General features: G+C 46.7%; 23 protein-coding genes and 1 rRNA gene. 18 read left to right on the forward strand and 6 right to left on the reverse strand.

Features of this window, described 5'->3' with window-relative positions:
• Nucleotides 1–19: 19 nt before the first annotated feature.
• Nucleotides 20–649, reverse strand: coding sequence for a YesL family protein (locus BW952_RS11010; protein WP_052698479.1), 630 nt, complete (start codon nucleotides 647–649; stop codon nucleotides 20–22).
• A gap of 172 nt (nucleotides 650–821) precedes the next feature.
• Between BW952_RS11010 and BW952_RS11015 the strand changes: the two genes are divergently transcribed.
• The 5 genes from BW952_RS11015 (at nucleotide 822) to BW952_RS11035 (ending at nucleotide 7,213) form a co-directional block, all read left to right on the forward strand.
• Nucleotides 822–1,766, forward strand: coding sequence for a carbohydrate ABC transporter permease (locus tag BW952_RS11015; RefSeq protein ID WP_052698480.1), 945 nt, complete (start codon nucleotides 822–824; stop codon nucleotides 1,764–1,766).
• Between the two features lie 19 nt (nucleotides 1,767–1,785).
• Entirely contained in the window at nucleotides 1,786–2,628 is an 843-nt protein-coding gene (locus tag BW952_RS11020) for a carbohydrate ABC transporter permease (protein ID WP_045851378.1), read from the forward strand.
• A 38-nt stretch (nucleotides 2,629–2,666) separates the two neighbouring features.
• A complete protein-coding gene (locus tag BW952_RS11025) occupies nucleotides 2,667–3,980 on the forward strand; it encodes an ABC transporter substrate-binding protein (protein ID WP_045851379.1) in 1,314 nt (437 codons plus the stop codon).
• A 64-nt stretch (nucleotides 3,981–4,044) separates the two neighbouring features.
• Nucleotides 4,045–5,853 carry a sensor histidine kinase gene (locus tag BW952_RS11030; RefSeq protein WP_045851380.1) on the forward strand — a complete coding sequence of 603 codons (1,809 nt, stop codon included), beginning with the start codon at nucleotides 4,045–4,047 and terminating at the stop codon, nucleotides 5,851–5,853.
• Nucleotides 5,828–7,213 (forward strand): response regulator transcription factor, encoded by a 1,386-nt coding sequence (locus BW952_RS11035; RefSeq protein ID WP_052698481.1) that lies wholly within the window; start codon nucleotides 5,828–5,830, stop codon nucleotides 7,211–7,213. Before BW952_RS11030 ends, BW952_RS11035 begins: the two co-directional genes overlap by 26 nt.
• A 16-nt stretch (nucleotides 7,214–7,229) precedes the next feature.
• On the opposite strand, the gene BW952_RS11040 is transcribed toward BW952_RS11035, so the two are convergent.
• The gene (locus BW952_RS11040; protein ID WP_045851381.1) at nucleotides 7,230–8,138 is read right to left on the reverse strand and encodes a TIGR01777 family oxidoreductase; all 909 of its coding nucleotides are present in this window, start codon (nucleotides 8,136–8,138) and stop codon (nucleotides 7,230–7,232) included.
• 87 nt (nucleotides 8,139–8,225) lie between these two features.
• Here BW952_RS11040 and recX point away from each other — a divergent pair, with 87 nt between their 5' ends.
• From recX to BW952_RS11055, 3 genes are read left to right on the forward strand one after another with little or no spacing between them, the layout of a single operon-like run.
• Nucleotides 8,226–9,026 carry a recombination regulator RecX gene (gene recX / locus BW952_RS11045; RefSeq protein WP_045851382.1) on the forward strand — a complete coding sequence of 267 codons (801 nt, stop codon included), beginning with the start codon at nucleotides 8,226–8,228 and terminating at the stop codon, nucleotides 9,024–9,026.
• Nucleotides 9,027–9,028: 2 nt separating this feature from the next.
• On the forward strand, nucleotides 9,029–9,355 hold the full coding sequence (locus BW952_RS11050; protein WP_045851383.1) for a YfhH family protein: 327 nt from the start codon (nucleotides 9,029–9,031) through the stop codon (nucleotides 9,353–9,355).
• Nucleotide 9,356: 1 nt separating this feature from the next.
• The gene (locus BW952_RS11055; RefSeq protein ID WP_045851384.1) at nucleotides 9,357–9,626 is read left to right on the forward strand and encodes a YfhJ family protein; all 270 of its coding nucleotides are present in this window, start codon (nucleotides 9,357–9,359) and stop codon (nucleotides 9,624–9,626) included.
• Here BW952_RS11055 and BW952_RS11060 read toward each other — a convergent pair.
• Complete coding sequence (locus BW952_RS11060; protein WP_045851385.1) at nucleotides 9,623–10,609, reverse strand: metal-dependent hydrolase; 987 nt, start codon at nucleotides 10,607–10,609, stop codon at nucleotides 9,623–9,625. The two genes, BW952_RS11055 and BW952_RS11060, sit on opposite strands and share 4 nt — an antisense overlap.
• Nucleotides 10,610–10,700: 91 nt before the next feature.
• Between BW952_RS11060 and mutY the strand changes: the two genes are divergently transcribed.
• From mutY to BW952_RS11085, 5 genes are all read left to right on the forward strand, one after another.
• A complete protein-coding gene (gene mutY / locus BW952_RS11065; RefSeq protein ID WP_414735815.1) occupies nucleotides 10,701–11,792 on the forward strand; it encodes an A/G-specific adenine glycosylase in 1,092 nt (363 codons plus the stop codon).
• Nucleotides 11,789–12,532 carry an enoyl-[acyl-carrier-protein] reductase FabL gene (gene fabL / locus BW952_RS11070; protein ID WP_045851386.1) on the forward strand — a complete coding sequence of 248 codons (744 nt, stop codon included), beginning with the start codon at nucleotides 11,789–11,791 and terminating at the stop codon, nucleotides 12,530–12,532. The genes mutY and fabL overlap by 4 nt, the downstream gene beginning before the upstream one ends.
• A gap of 94 nt (nucleotides 12,533–12,626) precedes the next feature.
• On the forward strand, nucleotides 12,627–12,950 hold the full coding sequence (locus tag BW952_RS11075; protein ID WP_045851387.1) for a gamma-type small acid-soluble spore protein: 324 nt from the start codon (nucleotides 12,627–12,629) through the stop codon (nucleotides 12,948–12,950).
• Nucleotides 12,951–13,094: 144 nt separating this feature from the next.
• A complete protein-coding gene (gene ntdP, locus BW952_RS11080; protein ID WP_045852475.1) occupies nucleotides 13,095–13,625 on the forward strand; it encodes a nucleoside tri-diphosphate phosphatase in 531 nt (176 codons plus the stop codon).
• A gap of 62 nt (nucleotides 13,626–13,687) precedes the next feature.
• Nucleotides 13,688–15,433, forward strand: a complete 1,746-nt coding sequence (locus tag BW952_RS11085) for an ABC transporter ATP-binding protein (protein ID WP_045852476.1) — start codon at nucleotides 13,688–13,690, stop codon at nucleotides 15,431–15,433.
• Nucleotides 15,434–15,465: 32 nt separating this feature from the next.
• Here the strand turns inward: BW952_RS11085 and BW952_RS11090 are convergent, their stop codons facing one another.
• A complete protein-coding gene (locus BW952_RS11090; protein WP_045852477.1) occupies nucleotides 15,466–16,542 on the reverse strand; it encodes an FUSC family protein in 1,077 nt (358 codons plus the stop codon).
• Between the two features lie 159 nt (nucleotides 16,543–16,701).
• A complete protein-coding gene (locus tag BW952_RS11095; RefSeq protein ID WP_045852478.1) occupies nucleotides 16,702–17,991 on the reverse strand; it encodes a glutamate-1-semialdehyde 2,1-aminomutase in 1,290 nt (429 codons plus the stop codon).
• A 128-nt stretch (nucleotides 17,992–18,119) separates the two neighbouring features.
• Between BW952_RS11095 and bcp the strand changes: the two genes are divergently transcribed.
• The 3 genes from bcp (at nucleotide 18,120) to perR (ending at nucleotide 20,129) form a co-directional block, all read left to right on the forward strand.
• Complete coding sequence (gene bcp / locus BW952_RS11100) at nucleotides 18,120–18,587, forward strand: thioredoxin-dependent thiol peroxidase (protein WP_045852479.1); 468 nt, start codon at nucleotides 18,120–18,122, stop codon at nucleotides 18,585–18,587.
• Between the two features lie 13 nt (nucleotides 18,588–18,600).
• Nucleotides 18,601–19,545 carry a D-2-hydroxyacid dehydrogenase gene (locus BW952_RS11105; RefSeq protein WP_045852480.1) on the forward strand — a complete coding sequence of 315 codons (945 nt, stop codon included), beginning with the start codon at nucleotides 18,601–18,603 and terminating at the stop codon, nucleotides 19,543–19,545.
• A gap of 125 nt (nucleotides 19,546–19,670) precedes the next feature.
• Nucleotides 19,671–20,129, forward strand: coding sequence for a peroxide-responsive transcriptional repressor PerR (gene perR / locus BW952_RS11110; protein WP_045852481.1), 459 nt, complete (start codon nucleotides 19,671–19,673; stop codon nucleotides 20,127–20,129).
• Between the two features lie 40 nt (nucleotides 20,130–20,169).
• Here the strand turns inward: perR and BW952_RS11115 are convergent, their stop codons facing one another.
• The gene (locus BW952_RS11115) at nucleotides 20,170–20,529 is read right to left on the reverse strand and encodes a YgzB family protein (protein ID WP_045852482.1); all 360 of its coding nucleotides are present in this window, start codon (nucleotides 20,527–20,529) and stop codon (nucleotides 20,170–20,172) included.
• Between the two features lie 117 nt (nucleotides 20,530–20,646).
• Here BW952_RS11115 and BW952_RS11120 point away from each other — a divergent pair, with 117 nt between their 5' ends.
• Nucleotides 20,647–21,519 carry a nucleotidyltransferase-like protein gene (locus tag BW952_RS11120; protein WP_045852483.1) on the forward strand — a complete coding sequence of 291 codons (873 nt, stop codon included), beginning with the start codon at nucleotides 20,647–20,649 and terminating at the stop codon, nucleotides 21,517–21,519.
• 296 nt (nucleotides 21,520–21,815) lie between these two features.
• Nucleotides 21,816–22,001 (forward strand): 16S ribosomal RNA (locus BW952_RS11125); the annotation flags it as partial.

The following is a 22,001-nucleotide window of genomic DNA, read 5'->3' on the forward strand; positions in this document are numbered from 1 at the left end:
GTTATGTCCGAGCCTCTATTTATGGTTGCAGGACCGTTTGTTTTTTCTTTGTTTTCGCAATCGCCATTCCCGCAGCAAAGTGGAGGAGCCAGCCCCATAGACTGACTGCGTAAAAAACAAGGAGCCATGGCAAGTAGCTGATGGCCAGAAGCAGTGCACCAGTACCGGTAATGAGCATGAACGTGGAAACCGGCATGGAGATGGCCATCAAAAATCCGTTTTTCAGCAGCTGAATGGTTGTTTGCTTGTACATGGACTGCAGAGCAAGTGCATAGCAGCCGGTCATCAACAGCATCCAAAAAGCAATCACGGCCGGATAATAGAAAAGCCCAATGGCTTCATGCTGCTTTGCTTCGAAAAAAACGGAATCCGCATAAAGAACGGCGAGACCGATCGTCAGAAACAACCCGAGCTTATTCGCTGCGGTCCATTCTTTTTTATAGGCGGTCCAAAATGTGCGGAAGATCGGCAGGTCCTCTTGTTCAGAAAGCTGCCTGATCACAGTCAGCATCGCAACGGTTGCTGGATAAAGACCGAAGACAATGAGCCCGCTGAGGGTCAGCAGGATCCAAATGAGGTTAATATACGCCAACTTCCATAAGTACACGCTTGCTTGAAAAACGGATGTGCTAATGCGGTCGAGCTGCATAGGATGTGCCTCCCTTTCTTTTCTTACTTCTTATTATAAAAAGGGGCAGTCGGTTTGTGTGCGGATTTTTTCAACAAGTCAAAATTGTTTCATCTCGGTAAAAAAAGTGCATTGTTCGCGAAATATTCAGAAAGCTATAATGAGGATACAAATTCACAAACGAGGTGAAAACATGCAGGCAGAAGCGAAATCCACACAGGTGCAGGCTGTGAAAACAAGAAAGAAAAAGTCGTCGCTGAACGGGGGCTGGAAAGAAAATGTCACAGGGTACTTGTTTATCGCACCTATGTTTATTGGTACATCGATTTTGGTCATTTTCCCCATCATTGCTTCTATCGTCCTGAGCTTTACAAACTGGAATTTTGTAAGCGGATTCAAAGCGGCGGAGTTTGTTGGCTTAAAAAACTTTACCGATCTGTTTTCAAACGCCGTGTTTTTAAAATCGCTCGGCAATAATTTTCTGCTTCTTCTTGCCATTCCAGTCGGCTTATTTATATCGCTGACATTGGCGGTCATTATTAACAAATATGTGTACGCGAAAGATTGGTTTAAGGTCATTTACTTTATGCCGTTCATTTCGAGTACAGTCGCTGTCGCGGTTGTATTTCAAGTCTTGTTCCATCCGACAAAAGGGCCGATTAACCAGGTGCTGATGTCGATGGGGGTAGCCGATCCGCCGGGCTGGATTGCCGATGTTGCGTTTTCACTGCCATCGGTGATGATCATTATGATTTGGACGTCAATCGGCTTTAACTTAATCATTTATTTGGCCGGCCTGCAAAGCATCGCCCCGGAGCTGTACGAAGCAGCCGAAATGGACGGAGCGAGCGCCTGGTACCAGTTTTCCCGGATTACGATTCCGCTCGTGTCGCCGACTACGTTTCTTCTGCTTGTCACTGGATTGATTTCAAGCTTTAAAGTGTTCGACTTAATTATTGTGCTCACAAATGGCGGTCCGGCGAACTCTACGCTGACTCCGGTCGTTTATTTGTATCAGCAGGCATTCCTTGAATTAAAAACAGGCTATGCGTCTGCGATCGCTTTAGTGCTGTTTATCATTATCATCTTCATTACCATTATTCAGTTTGTCGGACAGAAAAAATGGGTGAATTATTAATTGAAGGGGGAACGAACAGATGGAAGCGATTCTGAATAAAGTCGATCGTCGAAAAGCGCTCGTCACACTTCTGATGGCGGTGGTTGGCATTGTGTTTTTGCTGCCATTCGCCTGGATGATATCTGCTTCATTTAAAGTGGAGGAGGAGGTATTAACATTTCCAATTCAATGGATTCCGGCCACATGGAATGCCGCAGCAAACTATCAGGAGGTGTGGACAGGAAACCTGCCGTTTTTTCTTTACTACTGGAACTCGATTAAAGTATCGGTATTGACAACCATTACATCAGTGACCATTTCGGCGCTGGCTGCTTACGGCTTTGCGAAAATCCAGTTTAAAGGGCGCGAAGCACTGTTTCTTATTGTGCTGGCGACCTACATGATTCCACCCCAGACACTTCTTGTCACGCAGTTTTTGCTGTACCGGTGGATCGGTCTTTATGATACACATACAGGCTTGATTTTATTAAACAGCTTTAGTGTATTCGGTACATTCATGCTGCGCCAGTTTTACATGGGCATCAGCAACGAAATGCTTGAGTCCGCAAAAATAGACGGCGCCGGCCACTTCCGGATTTTCTGGCACATCGCCCTTCCGCTTGTGCGTCCGGCGATTGCGACCTATGCGATTCTGCGCTTTATCTGGACATGGAACGATTACCAAAACCCGCTGATTTTTCTCCGGTCGGAGCATTTATATACGATTCAGCTCGGTGTCGCTGCTTTTGCTGATGCACACGGCAGCATTTATTCCTTGATGATGGCAGCCTCCGTTTCTGCAATTGTCCCGCTTTTAATTGTGTTTGTCATCGGACAAAAGCATGTTATTGAAGGCATTCAGCTTGGCGGCGTCAAAGGGTGACGGACAAAAATCAAAATGGACAAACAGGGGGAGTAAACATGAAAAAACGAATCGGCTTAACATGGATGGCAACAGCAGCGCTTTTATTGGGGGCATGCGGCGGTGAGTCACAGGAATCATCCGGCTCAAATGGTGACAGCGATGGCAAAGTGACGCTCAAGTTCCATCACTGGGTAAAGGAAGATGTGGGCAAATGGGAAGAAACCATTGCCAAATTTGAAGAAGCGAATCCAGACATTGATGTGGAGTCGATTCCACTTGTTGACAACATGACGGCAGCCGATTATTTAAAGCAGCTGGACTTGCTGGCATCCGCCGGTGAACAAATGGATGTGCTCATGTTTAATAACTCCAGTGAACTGGCCAAACGAGTGGACGCTGGTCTTGTGGCACCCGTGGATTCTTTTATGGAGGAAGAGGGGGTCGAGATGGATGAAGAATACAATAACGCATTCCCTCAAATTGACGGCAGCTACTACGGTCTTCCGATGAAAAGCGTTGTGAACCTGGTGATGATGAATAAGTCACATCTGGATGAAGCAGGTCTTGAAATTCCAACAGACTGGACGTGGGAGGAGTACCGCGAATATGCGAAAAAGCTGACGACAGACGACCATAAAGGATCGTACTTCCATACATGGCCCGACTTTTACCATATGGTGAAAATGCACGGGCAGTCATCCGGAAATATGATCCTAAACGAAGACGGTTCGTCGAATGCGTCGAATCCCCTTCTGCGTGAATCTCTGCAGCTCCGGTATGATTTAGAGCAAACGGACAAATCATCTGTGCCGTTGTCAGAATCGCTTTCTCAAAAGCTGAACTACCGTCAGCAGTTTTTTGCTCAGGAAGTCAGCATGGTGCCTACAGCAAGCTTTATGATTACCGAATGGGGTGAATTTACGCCGGAGTTTGAAATTGCCTGGGCACCGTGGCCGAAAAACAGCGAAAGCGATCCGATCCGTGGCGTCTATGGCGGCGACTTGATCAGTATTGCTGAATCTTCGGAGAATAAAGAAGAGGCATACAAGTTTATTCGCTGGATGACAACAGAAGGAATTGTCGATCAAAGCGTCTGGGTGCCGTCTTGGACAGGAGCGGATACGAATACAGTTCTTGAAGATTTAATTGCGAATACGCCGAAGCCTGAAGCGGTCCATCTGGAGTCCTTGAAGCACGTGCTGTCTTCTACAGAAAAAGTGGAAACGTTTATACCAAAAGGCTACATTACCGAAGCGTTAAATGAAATGAATGCGGAAGCCGAGCTGTATTTGCTTGGAGAGCAAGATTTGGATACAACGGTCCAGAACATGGAAGAGCGCGTTCAAGCAGTCGTTGACGCCAACCAATAATGCGGTAAGATGAGTAGAGAAGGACTGCCCTTCTCTACTTTCGCTCGTTAAAGGGGGCGTGGATATGAAAATAGTCCAGAGGCTGCGTAATTTATCGATGCGGCAGCGTCTTGTGACAGCTGTTGTTTTGTTCGTGCTGCTGCCATGGGCGATGATGTTTTTTTTATCAAGCTATTTGCTGAAAGGGATGCTTGAAGAAAGAGCAGTCAAGCAGTCAGAGGATGTCCTGCTGACCGTTTCCTCGCTTGTACGGCAGTCGTTTGATGATATGATGTACGTTTCGAATATGTTCCAGTTGGATGCAGGCATCGTTTCGCTGCTGAAGGAATACCGTCAGCTGGATCAAAACGACCCGCGCTTTGACTCGAAAAATGCTCTTCATCATTTGAAAATCGATCAATATTTAGAAGCGTCATCTCATTTGTTAACGCCTGCTTACGTGACCATTTTGCTGAACGACGATTTAGCTTACACAAGCTATCCGCAGTATGAATACAACCCGCGTTCCTTTTACAAGATGCCGCTGCTTCAAGAGCTGATGCGGGAAGGCTCTTCACAAATCGATTGGATTGGCACGCATGAAAATTACATTGCCTCTCATAAGGACTCGTCTCCGTATGTGATTACGATCGCACGGGCATTAAAAGAATACCAGCGCACATACGGCTACACAGTCATCAGTGTACGAGAAGAATTCATTAACGAGTCGTTTCGCCCATTTTCCAAAGACGGACGCCAGTTATTTCTCGTCAATCGGGATGGTATTGTGCTTTCAAGTGAACAGGAAGAAACTATTTTGAAACCGCTGCCATTCGAAGTCGAGAAAAAAGGCATTGTTACGTATGAAGGGCGCGATCACCTTCTGGTGGCGACGCCATTTGCCGCGACGGACTGGCAGCTTGTGACACTCGTTCCATACCGGGAAACAGTCGGGTCCATCAACAGCATTACGCGGGCAGCGCTTTTTATTCAAGGCGTCTTTTTATTGCTATTTTTAATCGGGCTGCTCGTGCTGGTGCGGGAAATAACAAAGCCGGTTGCTGTCATTGGCGGCGTCATGCGGCGGGTAAAGGAAGGCGATCTTCATGTCCGCACCGGCATCCGTGGCGATCATGACATCGCGGAGCTTTCTGGGACGTTCGATGGCATGCTGGACCAAATTGAAGACATGATTGAAACGATTAAAGATCAGGAAGAAGGAAAACGACAGGCCGAGCTGGATCTTCTGCAGGCTCAAATTAACCCTCATTTCCTATTTAATGTGCTCAATGCGATCCGCCTTCATATTGCCATGAACGGTGACAAAGAAAGTGCGCAGCTGATTCACTCGCTGTCGACACTTCTCCGGATGACCATTAACCGGAACAATCCGTTTTTGACGTTAAAAGAGGAGCTGTCTGTGGTGAAGGAGTACGTGCGGCTGATGAATTTCCGGCATGGGAGCAGCGTTTTGCTCGAGACAGACTGCGCAGAGGAATCGCTTTTATCAGAGGAGGTGCCTCGCTTTCTCCTGCAGCCGCTCATTGAAAATGCGATCATTCACGGCTTTTACGAGCGGAGCGGCACCATTCGTATTTTCGTGATGGAAGAATCGCCCGGATTTTTCACTATTCACATTTCTGACGACGGAGCTGGAATGGATGAAGATGCACTTGAACAGCTCCGGTCTCATGTGAAAGAGCCATCTGACATAAACCGCGCTTCTTCTTTTAGTGGCATTGGCACGGCCAATGTGCACGAACGCCTTCGCTTGATTTACGGCGGTCAGGTTCAAATGGAGATCAACAGCCAGCTCGGACGAGGTACGCGCATCTCGCTGCACTTGCCTAGAAAAGGAGGAGACGATCATGTATCGGATCGCAATTGTAGATGATGATATAGTGGTATTGTCTTTTTTGGAGAAAATGATTGATTGGGAAGAACACGGCTTTTCACTGACTCATGTGTTTCGGGACAGCTTAAAAGCCGCTGAGCAGCTGTTAGAGGATCAAGTCGACTTGGTGATCACAGACATCGGCATGCCAAGAATGAACGGGATTGAACTGATTCGTTATTTACGGGAAAGCGGACGTCCAGTGCAAAGTGTGATTTTGTCGTGTCACGATGAATTTCATTTTGCTCAGCAGGCGCTGAAGCTTGGCACGCTCGATTATATGCTGAAGGAAACGATGGAAATAGATAGTGTAGAAGAGCTGCTGAATCGGGTGAAAGAACGTCTTGATGAAGAGCAGCTTCGTTCTGCCTCGTCTCTACAGGAAGAGGCGATTGCTTATTTCCAACAGGAACAGGAACAAGACCGGTGGTTTGCTTTCGTATTTACAGATGAAAAGGCTTCCTGGGCGCAAGTGCCGGTTCTTCAGGAAGAAATGCCAAAAAAAAGCCGTTTGTATGTTTATGAAGAAGCGTACTTTTTGGAAATAGCGAAAAATCAGTCGGTCGATTTTATAAACAGCTGGGCGCGGCCTCATACTGTGCTGTATAGTGACAGCCGGGCAAAGCTTTTGGGTCACATGGAACAGCGCTTTTATTTGGCGAAAGGAGCTTGTGCAGCAGTGGTGGATGTCCCGTTTCAAGAAACAGACTGGTTTTCCTCGTATGATCATGGCTATCAAAAAGCGGAACATGCTCTTTTTCAAGAAAGCGAGGAAGCATTGTGTGAATGGACCGAGAACACGTTTTGCAGGCTTATTGATAAGCAGCCGCATCCTGACATTGCGCGCAGCTGGGCAGTAAAGCTGTTAGTGGATTTAGAGATGAAGGTCCGGTCGCTGTATGGAACAAACGGAGAGACTGCCCGTGTGGACCCGGATGTAAAGCAGGCACCGACAGTTTTGGCTTTGAAAGAAGCGCTTTTAGCCGCTCTTGAAGAATTGCGTTGCTGCGTAAAAAGCCGTTTGGATGCGCCTCTTCACAGTGAAATTACCAAAGCTCAAAAATATGTCCGTCTTCACATTGACCAGAAAATCGGCTTGCAGGAAGTGGCCGACCACCTGCATTTAAATGCCAGTTATTTCAGCCGCCTGTACAAGCAGCAAACCGGTGAAACATTTATTGCCTACGTAACAAAAGAAAAAATGAACCGTGCCAAAGAGCTGCTTGACCAAACAGAACGGACAGTGGAAGAGATTGCTGACCTGCTTGGATACGAGCATAAAAGCTATTTCGTTAAGACGTTTAAAAAGCAGTATGGCATCCCGCCAAAAGAATACAGAAGCCGCCTGATTGTGGACTGAGCGGCTTCTTTTTTATTTATTCCTTGTACAAATGATCGAGCGCGCTGCGAATAAGCGGGAAGCTGAACTGGAAGCCGTTTTGCGTGAGTTTTTCCGGCAGCACCTTTTGCCCGTCCAGGACAACCGTGCTCATTTCACCAAGCGCAAGCTTTAGAGCCGGCTCCGGTACGAAGAGCCAGTGCGGCTTCCCGAGCACTTTGGCCAATGTCTTGCCGAGATCGTTCATGCGGACAGGATTGGGCGCCGTCACGTTCATCGGTCCTTCAATGGATTCATGTTCAGCTGCAAATCGAATCGCCCGGGCAACATCCTCCACGTGAATCCAGGACATCCATTGCCGCCCGGAGCCAATTTTCCCGCCGGCACCGTATTTGTATGGAAGCGCCATTCTGGGCAGCGCTCCATCTTCAGTACCGAGGATCACACCAAAACGGGCCAGCACCGTTCGAATTCCTGCTTTGTCTGCCTCAATGGCTTCTTTTTCCCACGTATCGACAACATTGCTTAAAAATCCGTGACCAGCTGCCGGAGAGGCTTCTGTAAATGCTTTTGTTTCAGAAATCGGGTAAATACCGATTGCACTCGCGTTTACAAGTACCTTTGGCTTTTGCTTCAGTTCCTTCATGATTCGAACGATTTCCTGTGTAGCAGCAATGCGGCTGCTTAAAATCCGTTTTTTACGCTCCTCCGTCCAGCGGCCGCTGTTAATCGATTCTCCCGCCAAATTAATGAAAACGTCGCTTCCTTCAAGCGCCGCCTCGGGTTTGGCACCGGCAGACAGCCATTTCACATAACGAACGTGTGCTTCTTCTTTCTTATTTTCCGTGTTTCGCGTTAAAATAGTAACATCGTATCCGTGGCGGATCAGCTCTTCGGTAAGTTCCTTGCCAACGAATCCGGTTCCGCCTGCAATAACAGCTTTCATCATGACGACCTCCCAGTTTTTTATATTACTAGTGTACCTGTTCTGCTCACTAAACAAACAAATCGAATGTGCCATGGAGGAGATCAAGTGGGTGTGATTACAAAAATAGCCATACAGCAAAAACGAGTGGACCGTTATAATATAGATATTGACGGACAATATGCGTTCAGCGCGGACGAAGCGGTGCTCATTGAGTTTAACTTAAAAAAGGGGCAGACGCTTACAGAAGAAGATATTGCCCGCATTGGGCTTCGCGACGGTGTTCAGCGGGGTGTTAACACAGCCATCAACTTTCTGTCTATGCGGATGCGGTCTGAAAAAGAAGTGCGTGATTACTTGAAAAAGAAAGAGATCGATCAAGAGGCGCACGAAGAAATCATGGAGCGGCTTGGGGCAATGGGGTATTTAAATGACGAGCAGTTTGCGGATGCGTATATTAAAACGCAGATTCAAACGACAGAAAAAGGCCCGGCTGTCATTTTGCGTGAATTAAAGGAAAAGGGAATCCGCGATGATACAGCGGCTTCACTGATGGAGCAGTTTACCGTAGAGGCGCAGGTTGAAAAAGCAGGTGTCCTCTTTGAAAAAGCGCTGAAAAAATACAAGAAAGATTCAGCTTTTCTCCAGCAAAAAAAAGCCGAACAGCTTATTTTGACTAAAGGCTATTCGGCGGCTGTGATGAAAAAAGCGGCCAACGCCCTTGAGCCGGACGAAGAAGCGGAACAAGAAGCACTCATGCACCAGGCCGAAAAAGCGCATCGCAGATACCGGGCACTCGAAGCGCGTGAATACCGGCAAAAGATGAAAACGGCTCTTTACCGGAAGGGATTCGACTTAACGGACATTGACCGGGCAATTAACCGGCTGTTAGAGGAAGAGGAGAGATAAACATGGAGCAGGAAAAGCGGTACAGTGAAATGAGTGAAGGGGAGCTGAAGCAGGAAATTGCACAGCTCCGGGAAAAAGCACGCAAAGCTGAACAGCTTGGCATCGTCAACGAGTTTGCCGTGTACGAGCGGCGTGTGTCGATGGCGCAGGCGTATTTGCTGAATCCGGATGATTACAAGCCGGGGAGAATGTACGAGCTGAAAACGGACCCGGGGCAATACTTTAAAGTGGCATATTTAAATGGCGTATTCGCCTGGGGGTACCGGTTAAACGGGGATGGAGCGGAAGAGGGGATTCCGATTTCATTATTAAATAAAGGAGTGTCATAAGATGGAAGAAACGTTTCAGAAATTAACAGAGCGGCTGCTTGAAAAAAACAGCCGCCTGTCAGTTGCACGCGCACGCACGTGGGTAGAGCTTCTATGGGAGGATTTTGAAACATCCTACGCAAAAGCAGGCTATGATTACCGAGGCAAGGACTTTACAGAAAAAATGGTGACGCAGCTGATTGACAGCTACGGCACCAATATCCACGAATTCGCCGCCCGCAATCCGAAATACAAGCATCTGCTTGATGATTCAAGCGATACCGTACATTAATCACCCGGAAGAAATGTCAGCTTTTTGCGCAGTTTTTCTTCACTGAAAATCCAGCCGGTGTAGGACCCGATGATATTGTAATCCAAATCAAGCTGAACGACAGCGACGAATGGATAGTATTCCTTGCTGCGGTAGCGAAGGTCAATAAACTTTACTTCATAACAATCATCATATTCGGCCATTTCCCACCGGTATACAGGCGAAAAGTGAAGAAATGCGCCTAGATTTTTATCTTTTTTCGCAGCTTCAAAGAGGGTTGAGTCCGGTACAGGGACGCGCTTGTACTTGTCCAAAATTGTTACAGAGCGGCGAAAGCCTCTTGCCACATAAAAGTGATCCGGTGTTTTTACGGCGATGCGCCACTGGTTAAAGCGGATTGTCGGTGCGATAATGATTTCTTCCGCATCCGGAATTAAACGGCGGACCGAATGGCGAATAGCCGCCTGCATCTGAAAGCGGAGAATGTAATAAAGAAACAGCACCGAATAAATGATGATAAAGGTCATTGCCGGATCAAAGCCGGCAAGCCACCAAAGCAGAAGCCCGATCACATGCATCGTAAAAATAAATGAATCAAACGTGTTAATCACGCCGAGTGCCACCCACCTGGATGAAAACGGACGAAGTGCCTGTGTGCCGTATGAATTGAAAATATCGACAAATACGTGCAGAAATACAGCGATTTGCGACCAAAGCCAGAGATGAAGCATATTGGCATCCGGAAAAACAAAAAACAGGGCGCCGGTGATCAGCAGCGGCCAAAGCAGTACAGCTGGTATCGAATGGGTCGCTCCCCGGTGGTTTCGGATATAAACCGCATTGTTGCGGAGTTTTAAAATCGTATCAATATCAGGCGCCTGCGACCCGATGACGGCGGCCGTCATGACCGCGTACTTTGTTACAGGATCTGCAGCCACAACGGGATCAAGTGTCGCAAGTCCCCCGAGTGCAAAGCCCATGACAATATGAGTGCCAGTATCCAAATGGACAGCCTCCTTTACGAAAAGATCTAACGACAATAGTATTCCCGTTCTCGAGTCTATTGTAACATGCAGAAAGCGGAGGAAAAGAATTTTGCCGGAAAACAGCGCATTGAATAAAATGAATGTCAACAAATTTCAACAGGATTTAGTTACATGGTATGAAGCAGAGAAACGAGATCTGCCGTGGCGGCGCGAGCGTGACCCGTACAAAATATGGGTGTCGGAGATTATGCTTCAGCAAACGCGCGTCGATACGGTCATCCCGTTTTTTCACCGGTTTATGGAACAGTTTCCCACTGTTGAATCGCTTGCATATGCGGATGAAGAAGCAGTGATGAAGGCGTGGGAGGGGCTCGGCTACTACTCACGAGCCCGAAACCTGCAGTCAGCGGTCAGAGAGGTCGCCGAAAGCTATGGCGGTACCGTGCCCGCTGACAAAGATGAATTTTTATCCTTAAAAGGCGTCGGTCCGTATACAGGCGGCGCTGTCTTAAGTATTGCGTACGGACTTCCTGAACCGGCAGTTGACGGAAATGTCATGCGAGTCATGTCACGCCTGCTCGCGCTCTGGGACGATATTGCCAAGCCAGCTTCCCGGAAAGTGTTTGAGCAGGCAGTCCGGCATGTCATGTACGAAAAAGACCCGTCTTCTTTTAACCAGGCGCTGATGGAGCTTGGTGCGACGGTTTGCACGCCAACATCACCGGCGTGCCTCCTCTGCCCGGTTCAAAACCATTGCGAAGCATTTGAGCAAGGCGTTCAGCGGGAGCTGCCGGTGAAAACAAAAAAGAAATCGGACAAAAAAGTGCGGATGGGCGCCGTTGTTCTCCAGGCGCCGGATGGAACGGTCCTCATTGAGAAGCGTCCTAAAAAAGGCTTGCTGGCGAACCTGTGGCAATTTCCGAATGTGGAGTTGCCAGTCGGCGTCAATCCGAGAGCTGCTCTGGAGTCGTTCATCCAGGCGGAATTCGGCATGACAGCTCAAATCCAGTCAGAGAAATCCACTGAAATTATCCATGTCTTTTCTCATTTAACGTGGGAAATTGATGTATATATTGGAACAATCGAGCTGAAATCAGCAAAAGACCGGACAAAATTTGTTTCAAAAGAGGACGTGGAAACGTACGCTTTCTCTGTTTCTCACCAAAAAATCTGGCAGCACGTGAAAGGAATGGAAGCATGAAAACAGCATTAGTAACCGGCTCAAGCCGAGGCGTTGGCAAAGCAATTGCCCTGGCGCTTGCTGAGCAGGGGTATGACATTGTCGTGAATTACGCACGAAGCAAAACAGCCGCAGAGGAAACGGCAAAAGAAATCGAAGCGCTTGGACGCCGTGCGCTCGTCATTAAAGCAAATGTGGGCGACACGTCTAAAATCAAGCAGATGTTTGAAACGATTGATCAGGAATTCGGACGGCTTGATGTATTGATCAACAACGCCGCGTCCGGTGTGCAGCGCCCGATTATGGAGCTTGAAGAAAAGCACTGGGACTGGACGATGGACATTAATAGCAAAGCCTTGCTGTTTTGTGCACAGGAAGCAGCGAAGCGGATGGAAAAGACAGGCGGCGGTTCTATCATTAGCATCAGCTCGCTCGGAGCGATCCGCTATTTGAAAAATTACACAGCTGTCGGCGTGTCGAAAGCAGCTGTAGAAGCGCTGACACGTTATTTATCCGTTGAGCTTGCGCAGAAGAATATTGTCGTGAACGCAGTATCGGGTGGCGCGATTGATACAGATGCACTAAAGCATTTCTCCAATCGGGATGAAATATTGGCAGATGCAAAGGAAAATACACCGGCCGGACGGATTGTCGAAATAGATGATATTGTCCAGACCGTCCTTTTTTTAGCGTCGCCAGGTGCTTTTATGATTCGGGGTCAAACCATTATCGTTGATGGCGGGCGCTCCTTACTCGTTTAAATCCTTACGCATAATCTTCTCCGTTTTCGGTCAATATAATCATCGTGGAGAGCAACAGGCCACAATGAAAAAAATTAACCGCAGGGGTGAGAAGATGAACAACAATCGCAATAAAACCGCAGCCGGTACAGACATCAACCACGTGAAAAAGCAAAATGCAGCTGCAGCACAGGGGCAGTACAAAACAGAGTTCGCTTCTGAGACGAATGTCCAGGAGGTAAAACAGCAAAACGCCGCTTCCGCTCAAAATGCAGGAGCAGGGTCGGCTCAAATGCGCCGGAATGCACGTAATATGACGGCAAACCCATCTAAAGCGTATGCAGAGGAATATGCGGCAGAAACAAATGTACAGGAAGTGCAAAAACAAAACGCCCAGTCGGAAGCACGCAAGAAAAATGCTTCTTCAAAACCTTATTAAATGAAAACAAATGACGCCCCGGACTTCCAGGGCGTCATTTGTTTTCATTTAAGGGATTAATCGTTATAATGGTAGATGAACGTTTTACCGTCCATGCAAAATGGGAATAAAAAAGCATGTGACGCTAGAAAGTAGGGGACAACGATGGAGATTCCTGCAGAAGGTGAATCGGTGCAGATTCACAGCTACAAGCATAACGGCCACATTCATCGGGTGTGGGAAGAAACAGTTGTCGTAAAAGCAACTGAAAATATTGTCATTGGCGGAAACGACCGGACAATTGTAACGGAATCGGACGGACGGACGTGGGTCACACGCGAGCCGGCGATTTGTTACTTTCATACACGTAAATGGTTTAATATTATTGGCATGCTTCGTGCGGATGGCATTCATTACTATTGCAATATTAGCTCGCCATTCGTGTTTGACCAGGGGGCGCTCAAGTACATTGACTATGATCTTGATGTGAAGGTTTTTCCGGATATGACGTACATTTTGCTTGATGAAGATGAATACAGGCAGCATAGCCGGGAAATGAATTATCCGGGAGTGATTGATAAAATCCTGCGCCGGAATATGGATCACCTTTTGTTTTTAATTGAACAGCAGAAAGGGCCATTTTCGCCCGGATTTATTGAACGGTGGTACGGAAAATACTCACAGCTATGCAAATGAAGGAGAACTGTCCTGATGCTGTAGGACAGTTCTTTTTCGTGGTGAAGCAAGGAGGGGAATAAATGGGCGTTATAAAACGGTATATGCAGTTCGTCAAGCCATATAAGTGGCAAATTGCCGGAACGCTGCTGATCGGCATTTTGAAATTCGGGATTCCGCTGCTGCTGCCGATTTTAATTAAATATGTCATTGATGATATTATCGGCGGGTCGATGAGTGCAGCGGATAAAAAAGAACAGCTTTACTGGCTAATTGGATTGATGCTGATTTTGTTTATCGTTGTCCGGTATCCGGTTGAATATTACCGGCAATACTTTGCGCAATGGACCGGCAGCAAAATTTTATATGATATTCGGGACCGGCTGTTTGCCCACATTCAGCAGCTGAGCTTTAAATATTATGCAAACACACGCGCAGGTGAGGTTATTTCACGTGTGATCAATGACGTCGAGCAAACGAAAAACTTTGTCATTACCGGCTTAATGAATGTCTGGCTCGATGCCGCGACGATTGTTATTGCGGCAGCCATTATGATGACGATGGATGTGAAGCTGACGCTTGTCGCGCTTGTTGTATTTCCATTTTACGCACTCAGCGTCAGATATTTTTTCGGGAATTTACGCCACCTGACGCGTGTTCGTTCACAGGCGCTGGCAGAAGTGCAGAGCCATTTGCACGAGCGTGTACAGGGAATGCCGGTCATTAAAAGCTTTGCGATTGAACCGGTGGAGCAGGAGCGGTTTCAAACGCACAACCGGAACTTTCTGCAAAAAGCGCTTGATCAAACCGCATGGAACGCTAAAGCATTTGCCGTTGTCAACACGATGACCGATATCGCACCGCTGCTCGTCATCGGGTACGCGGGAATTCAAGTCATTGACGGAAATTTAACGGTTGGAACGATGGCGGCATTTATTGCATACATTGACCGTTTGTACAATCCGCTGCGCCGACTCGTCAATTCTTCTACAACGCTCACGCAGGCGATCGCTTCGATGGACCGTGTGTTTGAGCTGCTTGACGAAAAATATGACATTCAAGACAAGCCGGGTGCGGTTGAGTGCCGGAATGTTAAAGGGGACATTGTGTTTGAGCATGTCGGATTCCGCTATGATGCAGAGGAAGAGCTTGTGCTGAAGAATGTTGATTTGCATGTGAAGGCAGGAGAAACCGTCGCACTGGTCGGCATGAGCGGCGGAGGGAAATCGTCCCTCGTCAGCTTAATTCCCCGTTTTTATGATGTGTCAGAAGGAAGCATTCTGCTGGACGGGACCGATATACGTGATTTTGATGTCCGCTCGCTGCGGGATAAAATCGGCATGGTCCTTCAGGATAATATTCTTTTTAGCGAATCTGTACGGGAAAACATTTTGCTGGGCCGTCCGGATGCAAAGGAAGAGGACGTCATTGCGGCGGCGAAAGCAGCCAATGCTCATGACTTTATTATGAACCTGCCGAACGGCTATGAGACAAAGGTTGGGGAGCGGGGCGTGAAGCTGTCCGGCGGCCAAAAGCAGCGCGTTGCTATTGCCCGTGTGTTCCTGAAAAACCCGCCGATTTTGATTTTAGATGAAGCGACATCAGCTCTTGATCTGGAAAGTGAGCATTTAATTCAAGAAGCCATAGAAGCACTGGCAAAAACACGGACGACCTTTATCGTCGCCCACCGTCTATCAACCATCACCCACGCCGACCGCATCGTTGTGATCGACCACGGGGAAGTAGTGGAAGACGGACCGCATGATGAACTAATGAAAAAGCAAGGCGCCTACTGGAAATTATTCCAGGTGCAGCAGCTCGATCAATAAAAAAAACGATGCCATGCTTTGGCATCGTTTTTTCATTCTTCCTCGTATTCAGGTGCTTCATCATCCTTATGATATTTGTAAAAGCTCGTCATTAAATGATCCAGATGCTCAAGCTTTTCGCCGTATTCCAAAATGGAAGACACGATATGAAGGAGGTGGATGGAAGAAGTGAGCTCCCGGTTATTTTCGTTGTAAATTTCATTCGTAAACATATGCATAAAATCATCCCGGTTCATGCACGGCTCAAACAGCACTTCAGATGTTTCCGTCGTTTTGGCTTTGCCGACAAAGCGCAGAAGCAAGTGCTCGTGATAGCTGACGAGGCAATCAAGATGATCCTGCATCGTTCGCAGCAGCTCAGGATTCAAGTGATGAAGTTCATTTTCATACTGGTTCAGCCGCTGCAGGATTTCCATGCTCCGGCGTGTGGTTAAAATCAGCTTGCGGTACAGAACGATTTTACGCTGCTTGGCCCGCAGGTTTTTCTTAAGCGGCGTCCGGTCTTCCTTGTAAAGAAGGAACATGTTATCAATTTTAATTAATTTCTCGCGCTGACGGCTGATGTCCTTTTTCAGTAAATGAGATTCCGACGCATTTCTGGATGTGATTCGAATCCATTTCAATACTTCTTCACTCAGCTGATTAAGGGAAGCAAACAGCTTTGTTTCGTATTTAGGCGGGAGAAAAATAAGATTGACGAGAAAAGAAGACAAAACACCGATGGATATATTGAACATTCGAATCATCGAAAACTGCACAAACTGGTCATTCTGCACTTCCATAATGGCAATAATCGTGACAAGCGCGATGCTGACTGACTTCTCAAGCTTAAATTTTAAAAGAACAATAATAGCGATGATGGCGGCGAGGCCGACGATAATAATATGATTGCCGAAAACGAGTACGAACAGAATGGCGATCGCCGCCCCGATGACGTTTGCCTGGATTTGTTCAACAACGGTTAAGTAAGAACGGTATATATTCGGCTGTATCGCGAAAACAGCGGCGATACCAGCAAAAACAGGTGATGGCAGCTCAAACCACTGAGCAATATAAAGAGCTAAAACGATGGCAATTCCCGTTTTGAAAATGCGGGCACCAAGCTTCATGTGATAGGTAAGTCCTTTCTGAAAATAGTAGGGTTTCTTCGTATTTACCGCAAATTAATGCGATTGAAACAAACTGTACTATACAACGGAACAGAGGGCATTGCAAGTGACAGAAAAGTAAAAAAGAAACGCCTTTTTCGTGAAGGCGTTTCCTTTCATTTAACGTAAAGCAGCAAAGGCTTCTTCTGCCGCTTCAATTGTTTTTTGAATATCTTCCTCTTTATGAGCAGTGGTCAAAAACCATGCTTCATATTTCGAAGGCGCAAGATTAATGCCCCGGTGCAGCATTTCTTTGAAAAATTTGGCAAAAAGCGCGCCGTCTGTTGCTTCAGCCTGTTCGTAGTTCACAACGGTTTCGTCTGTGAAATAAATCGTCAAGGCACCCTTTAACCGGTTAATCGTAATCTGGATGCCGGCCTTTGATGCCGCTTGAAGCAGCCCTTGTTCAAGGATGGCTCCCAGCTTATCAAGCTGTTCATAAACACCATCCTGTTCAATGACCTCCAGGCAGGCGATCCCTGACAGCATAGAAGCGGGGTTCCCGGCCATTGTCCCTGCCTGATAAGCCGGACCGAGCGGAGCCACTTCTTCCATAATATCGACGCGTCCGCCATAAGCACCGATCGGAAGGCCGCCGCCGATGATTTTGCCCAGTGCGGTCAAATCCGGTGTCACCCCGAGAAGGTCCTGTGCGCCGCCGTAAGTGAAGCGGAAAGCGGAGATGACCTCATCAAAGATAAGCAGCGCGCCCGCTTCATGCGTCAGCCGTTTTACTTCCTCCAGAAAGCCGGGTTTTGGTTCAACGATGCCAAAGTTGCCAACAATCGGCTCGATCATAACCGCTGCAACCTGATCTCCCCATTTTTCCAGTGCTTCTACTAAAGGCGCTGTTTCGTTAAACGGAACCGTAATCACTTCTTGAGCGGTGCTTTTCGGTACTCCGGCTGAATCAGGCGTGCCGAGCGTGGCCGGTCCGCTTCCAGCTGCGACGAGAACGAGATCGGAATGGCCGTGATAGCAGCCGGCGAATTTAATAATTTTATCGCGTTTCGTATAAGCGCGTGCCACACGGATAGTGGTCATAACTGCTTCTGTTCCACTGTTGACGAAGCGCACCTTTTCAAGCGCTGGCATCGCCTGCTTCAGCTTTTTCGCAAAGACAACCTCATGCTCTGTCGGTGTGCCGAACAGCACTCCGTTTTGAGCGGCTTTTGTAATGGCTTTTGTAATGTGGGGGTGGGCATGTCCGGTAATGATTGGTCCGTAAGCCGCCAGGTAGTCAATATACTGGTTGCCATCTATATCCCAAAAGTAAGCCCCTTCTCCGCGAGCCATGGCGACCGGTGATCCGCCGCCGACCGCTTTAAACGAGCGTGAGGGACTGTTTACACCGCCGACGATATGTTCAAGCGCCTCTTGATGGAGCGCCTTTGATTTTGTAAAATTCATAATAGGTAGCCTCCTGATTGGTTTTCTGTTTCATTGTAGACCTCTTCAGAAAAGGAATCAACGCATCACACGACAGTTGCGAAATTTCATACGATTCGCTACGCTAAAAGAAAAGGGGGATTATTGCGATGACAGAATTAATTGGAAAGAAAGCGCCTGCTTTTTCATTGCCTGACCAGGATGGGCAAATGGTTAGTATTGACGAGTTGAAGGGGAAAAACATTGTTCTTTATTTTTATCCTAAAGACATGACGCCAGGCTGTACGACGGAAGCGTGCGATTTTCGTGATCAGTACAGTGCGTTTGCGGAACAGGATACAGTCGTTCTTGGCGTTAGCCCGGACCCGGCCGCGCGCCATCAAAAATTCATCGAAAAACATGATCTGCCTTTTACACTGCTCGCTGATGAAGAACAGGTGGCAGCCAATTTGTACGGTGTCTGGACATTGAAAAAGAACTTTGGCAAAGAATATATGGGCATTGAACGGTCTACTTTTTTAATTGATAAAGAAGGCGTCGTTGTGCGTGAGTGGAGAAAAGTGCGAGTAAAGGATCATGTACAGGAGACACTTGAAGCGGTTAAAGCGTTAGGCTAAGGAGGATTTCAAGATGAATATTGTGTTCACATTTCGTCCGTCTCGCGATATGCAGTCGGACATTCAAGCGACATTTCCGAATGAAACATTTTCTTTTTACAAAGGGATAGAAGATGTGCTCTCAATTGAGGAAGCAGAAATTCTTGTTACGTTCGGCACCGATTTAACAGAAGAAATCATCCGCCAGTGCCACTCGTTAAAGTGGATTATGGTCGCATCAGCAGGTATTGAAGAAATGCCTCTTCAAGCAATAAAGGAACGGGATATCCTTGTCACCAATGCCCGCGGTATACATAAGATTCCAATGGCCGAGTTTACGCTTGGCTACATGCTGAATCACGTGAAGCGCTTTGCCGAGCTTCGGACGCTTGAGCAGTCAGAGACGTGGAATAAGCAGCTCCCGCTTGGAGAGCTTTGCGGCAAGGAAGTCGCGATTCTTGGAACAGGTGCAATCGGCCAGGAAATCGCCAGGCTGTCGAAAGCCTTTCGTATGAGCACGATTGGTGTCAATAAAAGCGGGCACCACGCAGAAGAATTCGATCAGATTTTTACGATCGACGAACTGGAAGCTGCCGTTCGTGAAGCGGACTTTGTCGTGTCTGTTTTGCCAAGTACAAAAGAAACAGTCGATCTGCTTCAGCCTGAACATTTTGAAGCAATGAAACAGACAGCTGCCTTCATCAATATAGGACGCGGCGACCTCGTATCAGAGACTGTTCTTTTATCGGCTATAAACGATGAGGAGATTGCCCATGCGTACCTGGACGTGTTCGCTATTGAACCTCTTCCTGAAGCGCATCCGTTCTGGCGTCACCCGAACATTACCGTCACGCCGCACATTTCAAGTGTAACAAAGCAGTATGTGCCGCGGGCGATGGACATATTCGTGCATAATTTGCGATGCTTTATCGATGGGGGAGACTACGCAAACGTTATTGACGTAGAAAAAGGGTACTGAGAGGAGCTGGTCTCATGGAGGCCGGTTTCTTCTTTCCCATTGACAATGATGCTCATTTGGCTGTACACTGTTTATAAAGATTACAAAGTAATAATCCTTTTCAGGAAGAAAAGAGGTGGATTTCATTGTCACACACACATGTCCACGAATCTCATACTCAGCTGAAGGATGCACTTGAAACGCTGAAGCAAACCGGCGTGCGCATTACACCTCAGCGCCATGCGATTCTTGAATTTCTCGTCGAGTCAATGGCACATCCGACTGCTGATGACATTTATAAAGCATTAGAAGGAAAATTTCCGAATATGAGTGTTGCAACCGTTTATAATAACTTGCGTGTTTTCCGGGAAGTCGGACTTGTTAAAGAGCTGACCTACGGCGACACGTCCAGCCGGTTTGACTTTGTCACAACAGAGCATTATCACGTTATCTGTGAGTCATGCGGCAAAATTGTTGACTTTCATTACCCTGGACTCGATGAAGTCGAACAGCTTGCATCGCACGTGACCGGTTTTAAAATCAGCCACCACCGCATGGAAGTATACGGCACATGCACAGAATGTAATCATAAAGATTTGCACTAAAAAACCTCCATTGCCCTTTTTGGGATGGAGGTTTTTTTGTCTAGGAATCTATGCTTTTTTTCTGGTTGTACTTTTCATCGAACTCTTTTCCTTCTAATGAAGCGTCCAGTGTAAGCGGCTCATTACAGTACATGCACATATCGACGCGCCCAAGCACCTTCGTCGGCTTCCCGCAGTTTGGACAAACAACCTGTACTGCCCGTGTGGAAAGAAGGCCGATCCAAAAATAAACTACCGTACTGGCCACAATGCAAACAAGGCCAAGCAGCATAAAAATCGTCATAACGAGAAAATTCTCGCGAAAGAATATACCTCCGTACATGACGACAAATCCAATGAAAATAAGGCTTAACGCAAAGGTGCGGATTTTATTAATTTTACTCGAATATTTTTTAGCCATCGTTTCATCCTCCCAACAAACACTATATCATATAATCCGTTCACGCTTGTGGGAGGAATTCGACATTTTTTGTCGAAACATAACAAAACGAATGTTAAATGTTTGGAGGAATAGCGAGTGGAGGATTTATTGCGCCCTTTATATCAGGAACGAACCAGCCAGCAAAATACACTGGGGGTATTAGCTGTACAGAAAAACGAACAAAACCGTGCTTTCACTGAAAACTTTGATTCTATTTTGCTGATCATTGTAAAAGAAGCAGAGGAGCCCGTTTTTATTAAGCATTACGTAGACAGAAATGAAGAAACAGCAGCTATGTACGTTGTAACTGAAGCCCAACTAAAAGAATGGCTTCTTTTAGGATCCAATCGAAAAGTGATTGAATGGCTTTACCATGGGCGTATTGTATTCGACCGCAATGAATACGTGCAGGAGTTAAAAACAGAAATGCGTGACTTTCCTCTTTATGGCCGGAAAATTAAAATAACGATTGAATTTGCTAAATTGATAAAACGCTACACGGATGGAAAAGCGTTTTTTAACGATGCTCATTATTTAGATGCTTATAATCATGTTCTTCATTCTCTTCACCACCTGGCAAGACTGTCAGTTATCGAAAATGGATTTTATCCTGAATTAACCGTTTGGAATCAAGTGCGGCATATCGAACCGGAGATTTACAAGCTGTATGAGGAGCTGCTAACAAGTGACGAGCCGCTGCAAAAAAGGCTGGAGCTCTTGTTTTTAGCAAGTGAATTTTTAATTCACTCCCGAACAAAGCGAGGGGCGGAGCATTTGCTGAGCTTGATGAAGGAAAAAGAATGGTGGAGTATTAATGACCTGCTTAATCAAGAGGAAGTGGTTCATTATGCGGTGGATCTTGTAACGCTTATGGAATATTTAATTGACCGTCAGTTTGTTCAAGTCGTTTCAGTGCAAACGAAAGGACAAGGTGTGTTCCACCGTTATTATCAAATTAAAAAGAACTAAAAGTTTTTCGTGAGAAAAGGTTGACTTAGATATTTTGATCATGTTATATTAATTAGCGTCGCTGAGAGAGAAAGAAAGCGCGGCTTTGAGAAATAAATAATAATGCTTGACGAAAGGTGGTCAACCTGTTATTATTTAAAAGTCGCTGTTTTACATTTTGAAATTAACGGCGCTACATTAAATTGAACATTGAAAACTGAACAAAATCAATAAAAACGTCAACGTTTTAAGTTTTATCTTCTTATTGAAATGCACCCCGCATTTTCAATAAGAAACAAATGAGCAAGTCAGCTTTCTTTTTGGAGAGTTTGATCCTGGCTCAGGACGAACGCTGGCGGCGTGCCTAATACATGCAAGTCGAGCGGATTTGATCAGAGCTTGCTCTGGTCAAGTTAGCGGCGGACGGGTGAGTAACACGTGGGCAACCTGCCCTGCAGATTGGGATAACTCCGGGAAACCGGGGCTAATACCGAATAATATAG

Origin of the sequence: Domibacillus enclensis (assembly GCF_900156125.1) — a bacterium.
Taxonomy (GTDB): Bacteria; Bacillota; Bacilli; order Bacillales; family Domibacillaceae; genus Domibacillus; species Domibacillus enclensis.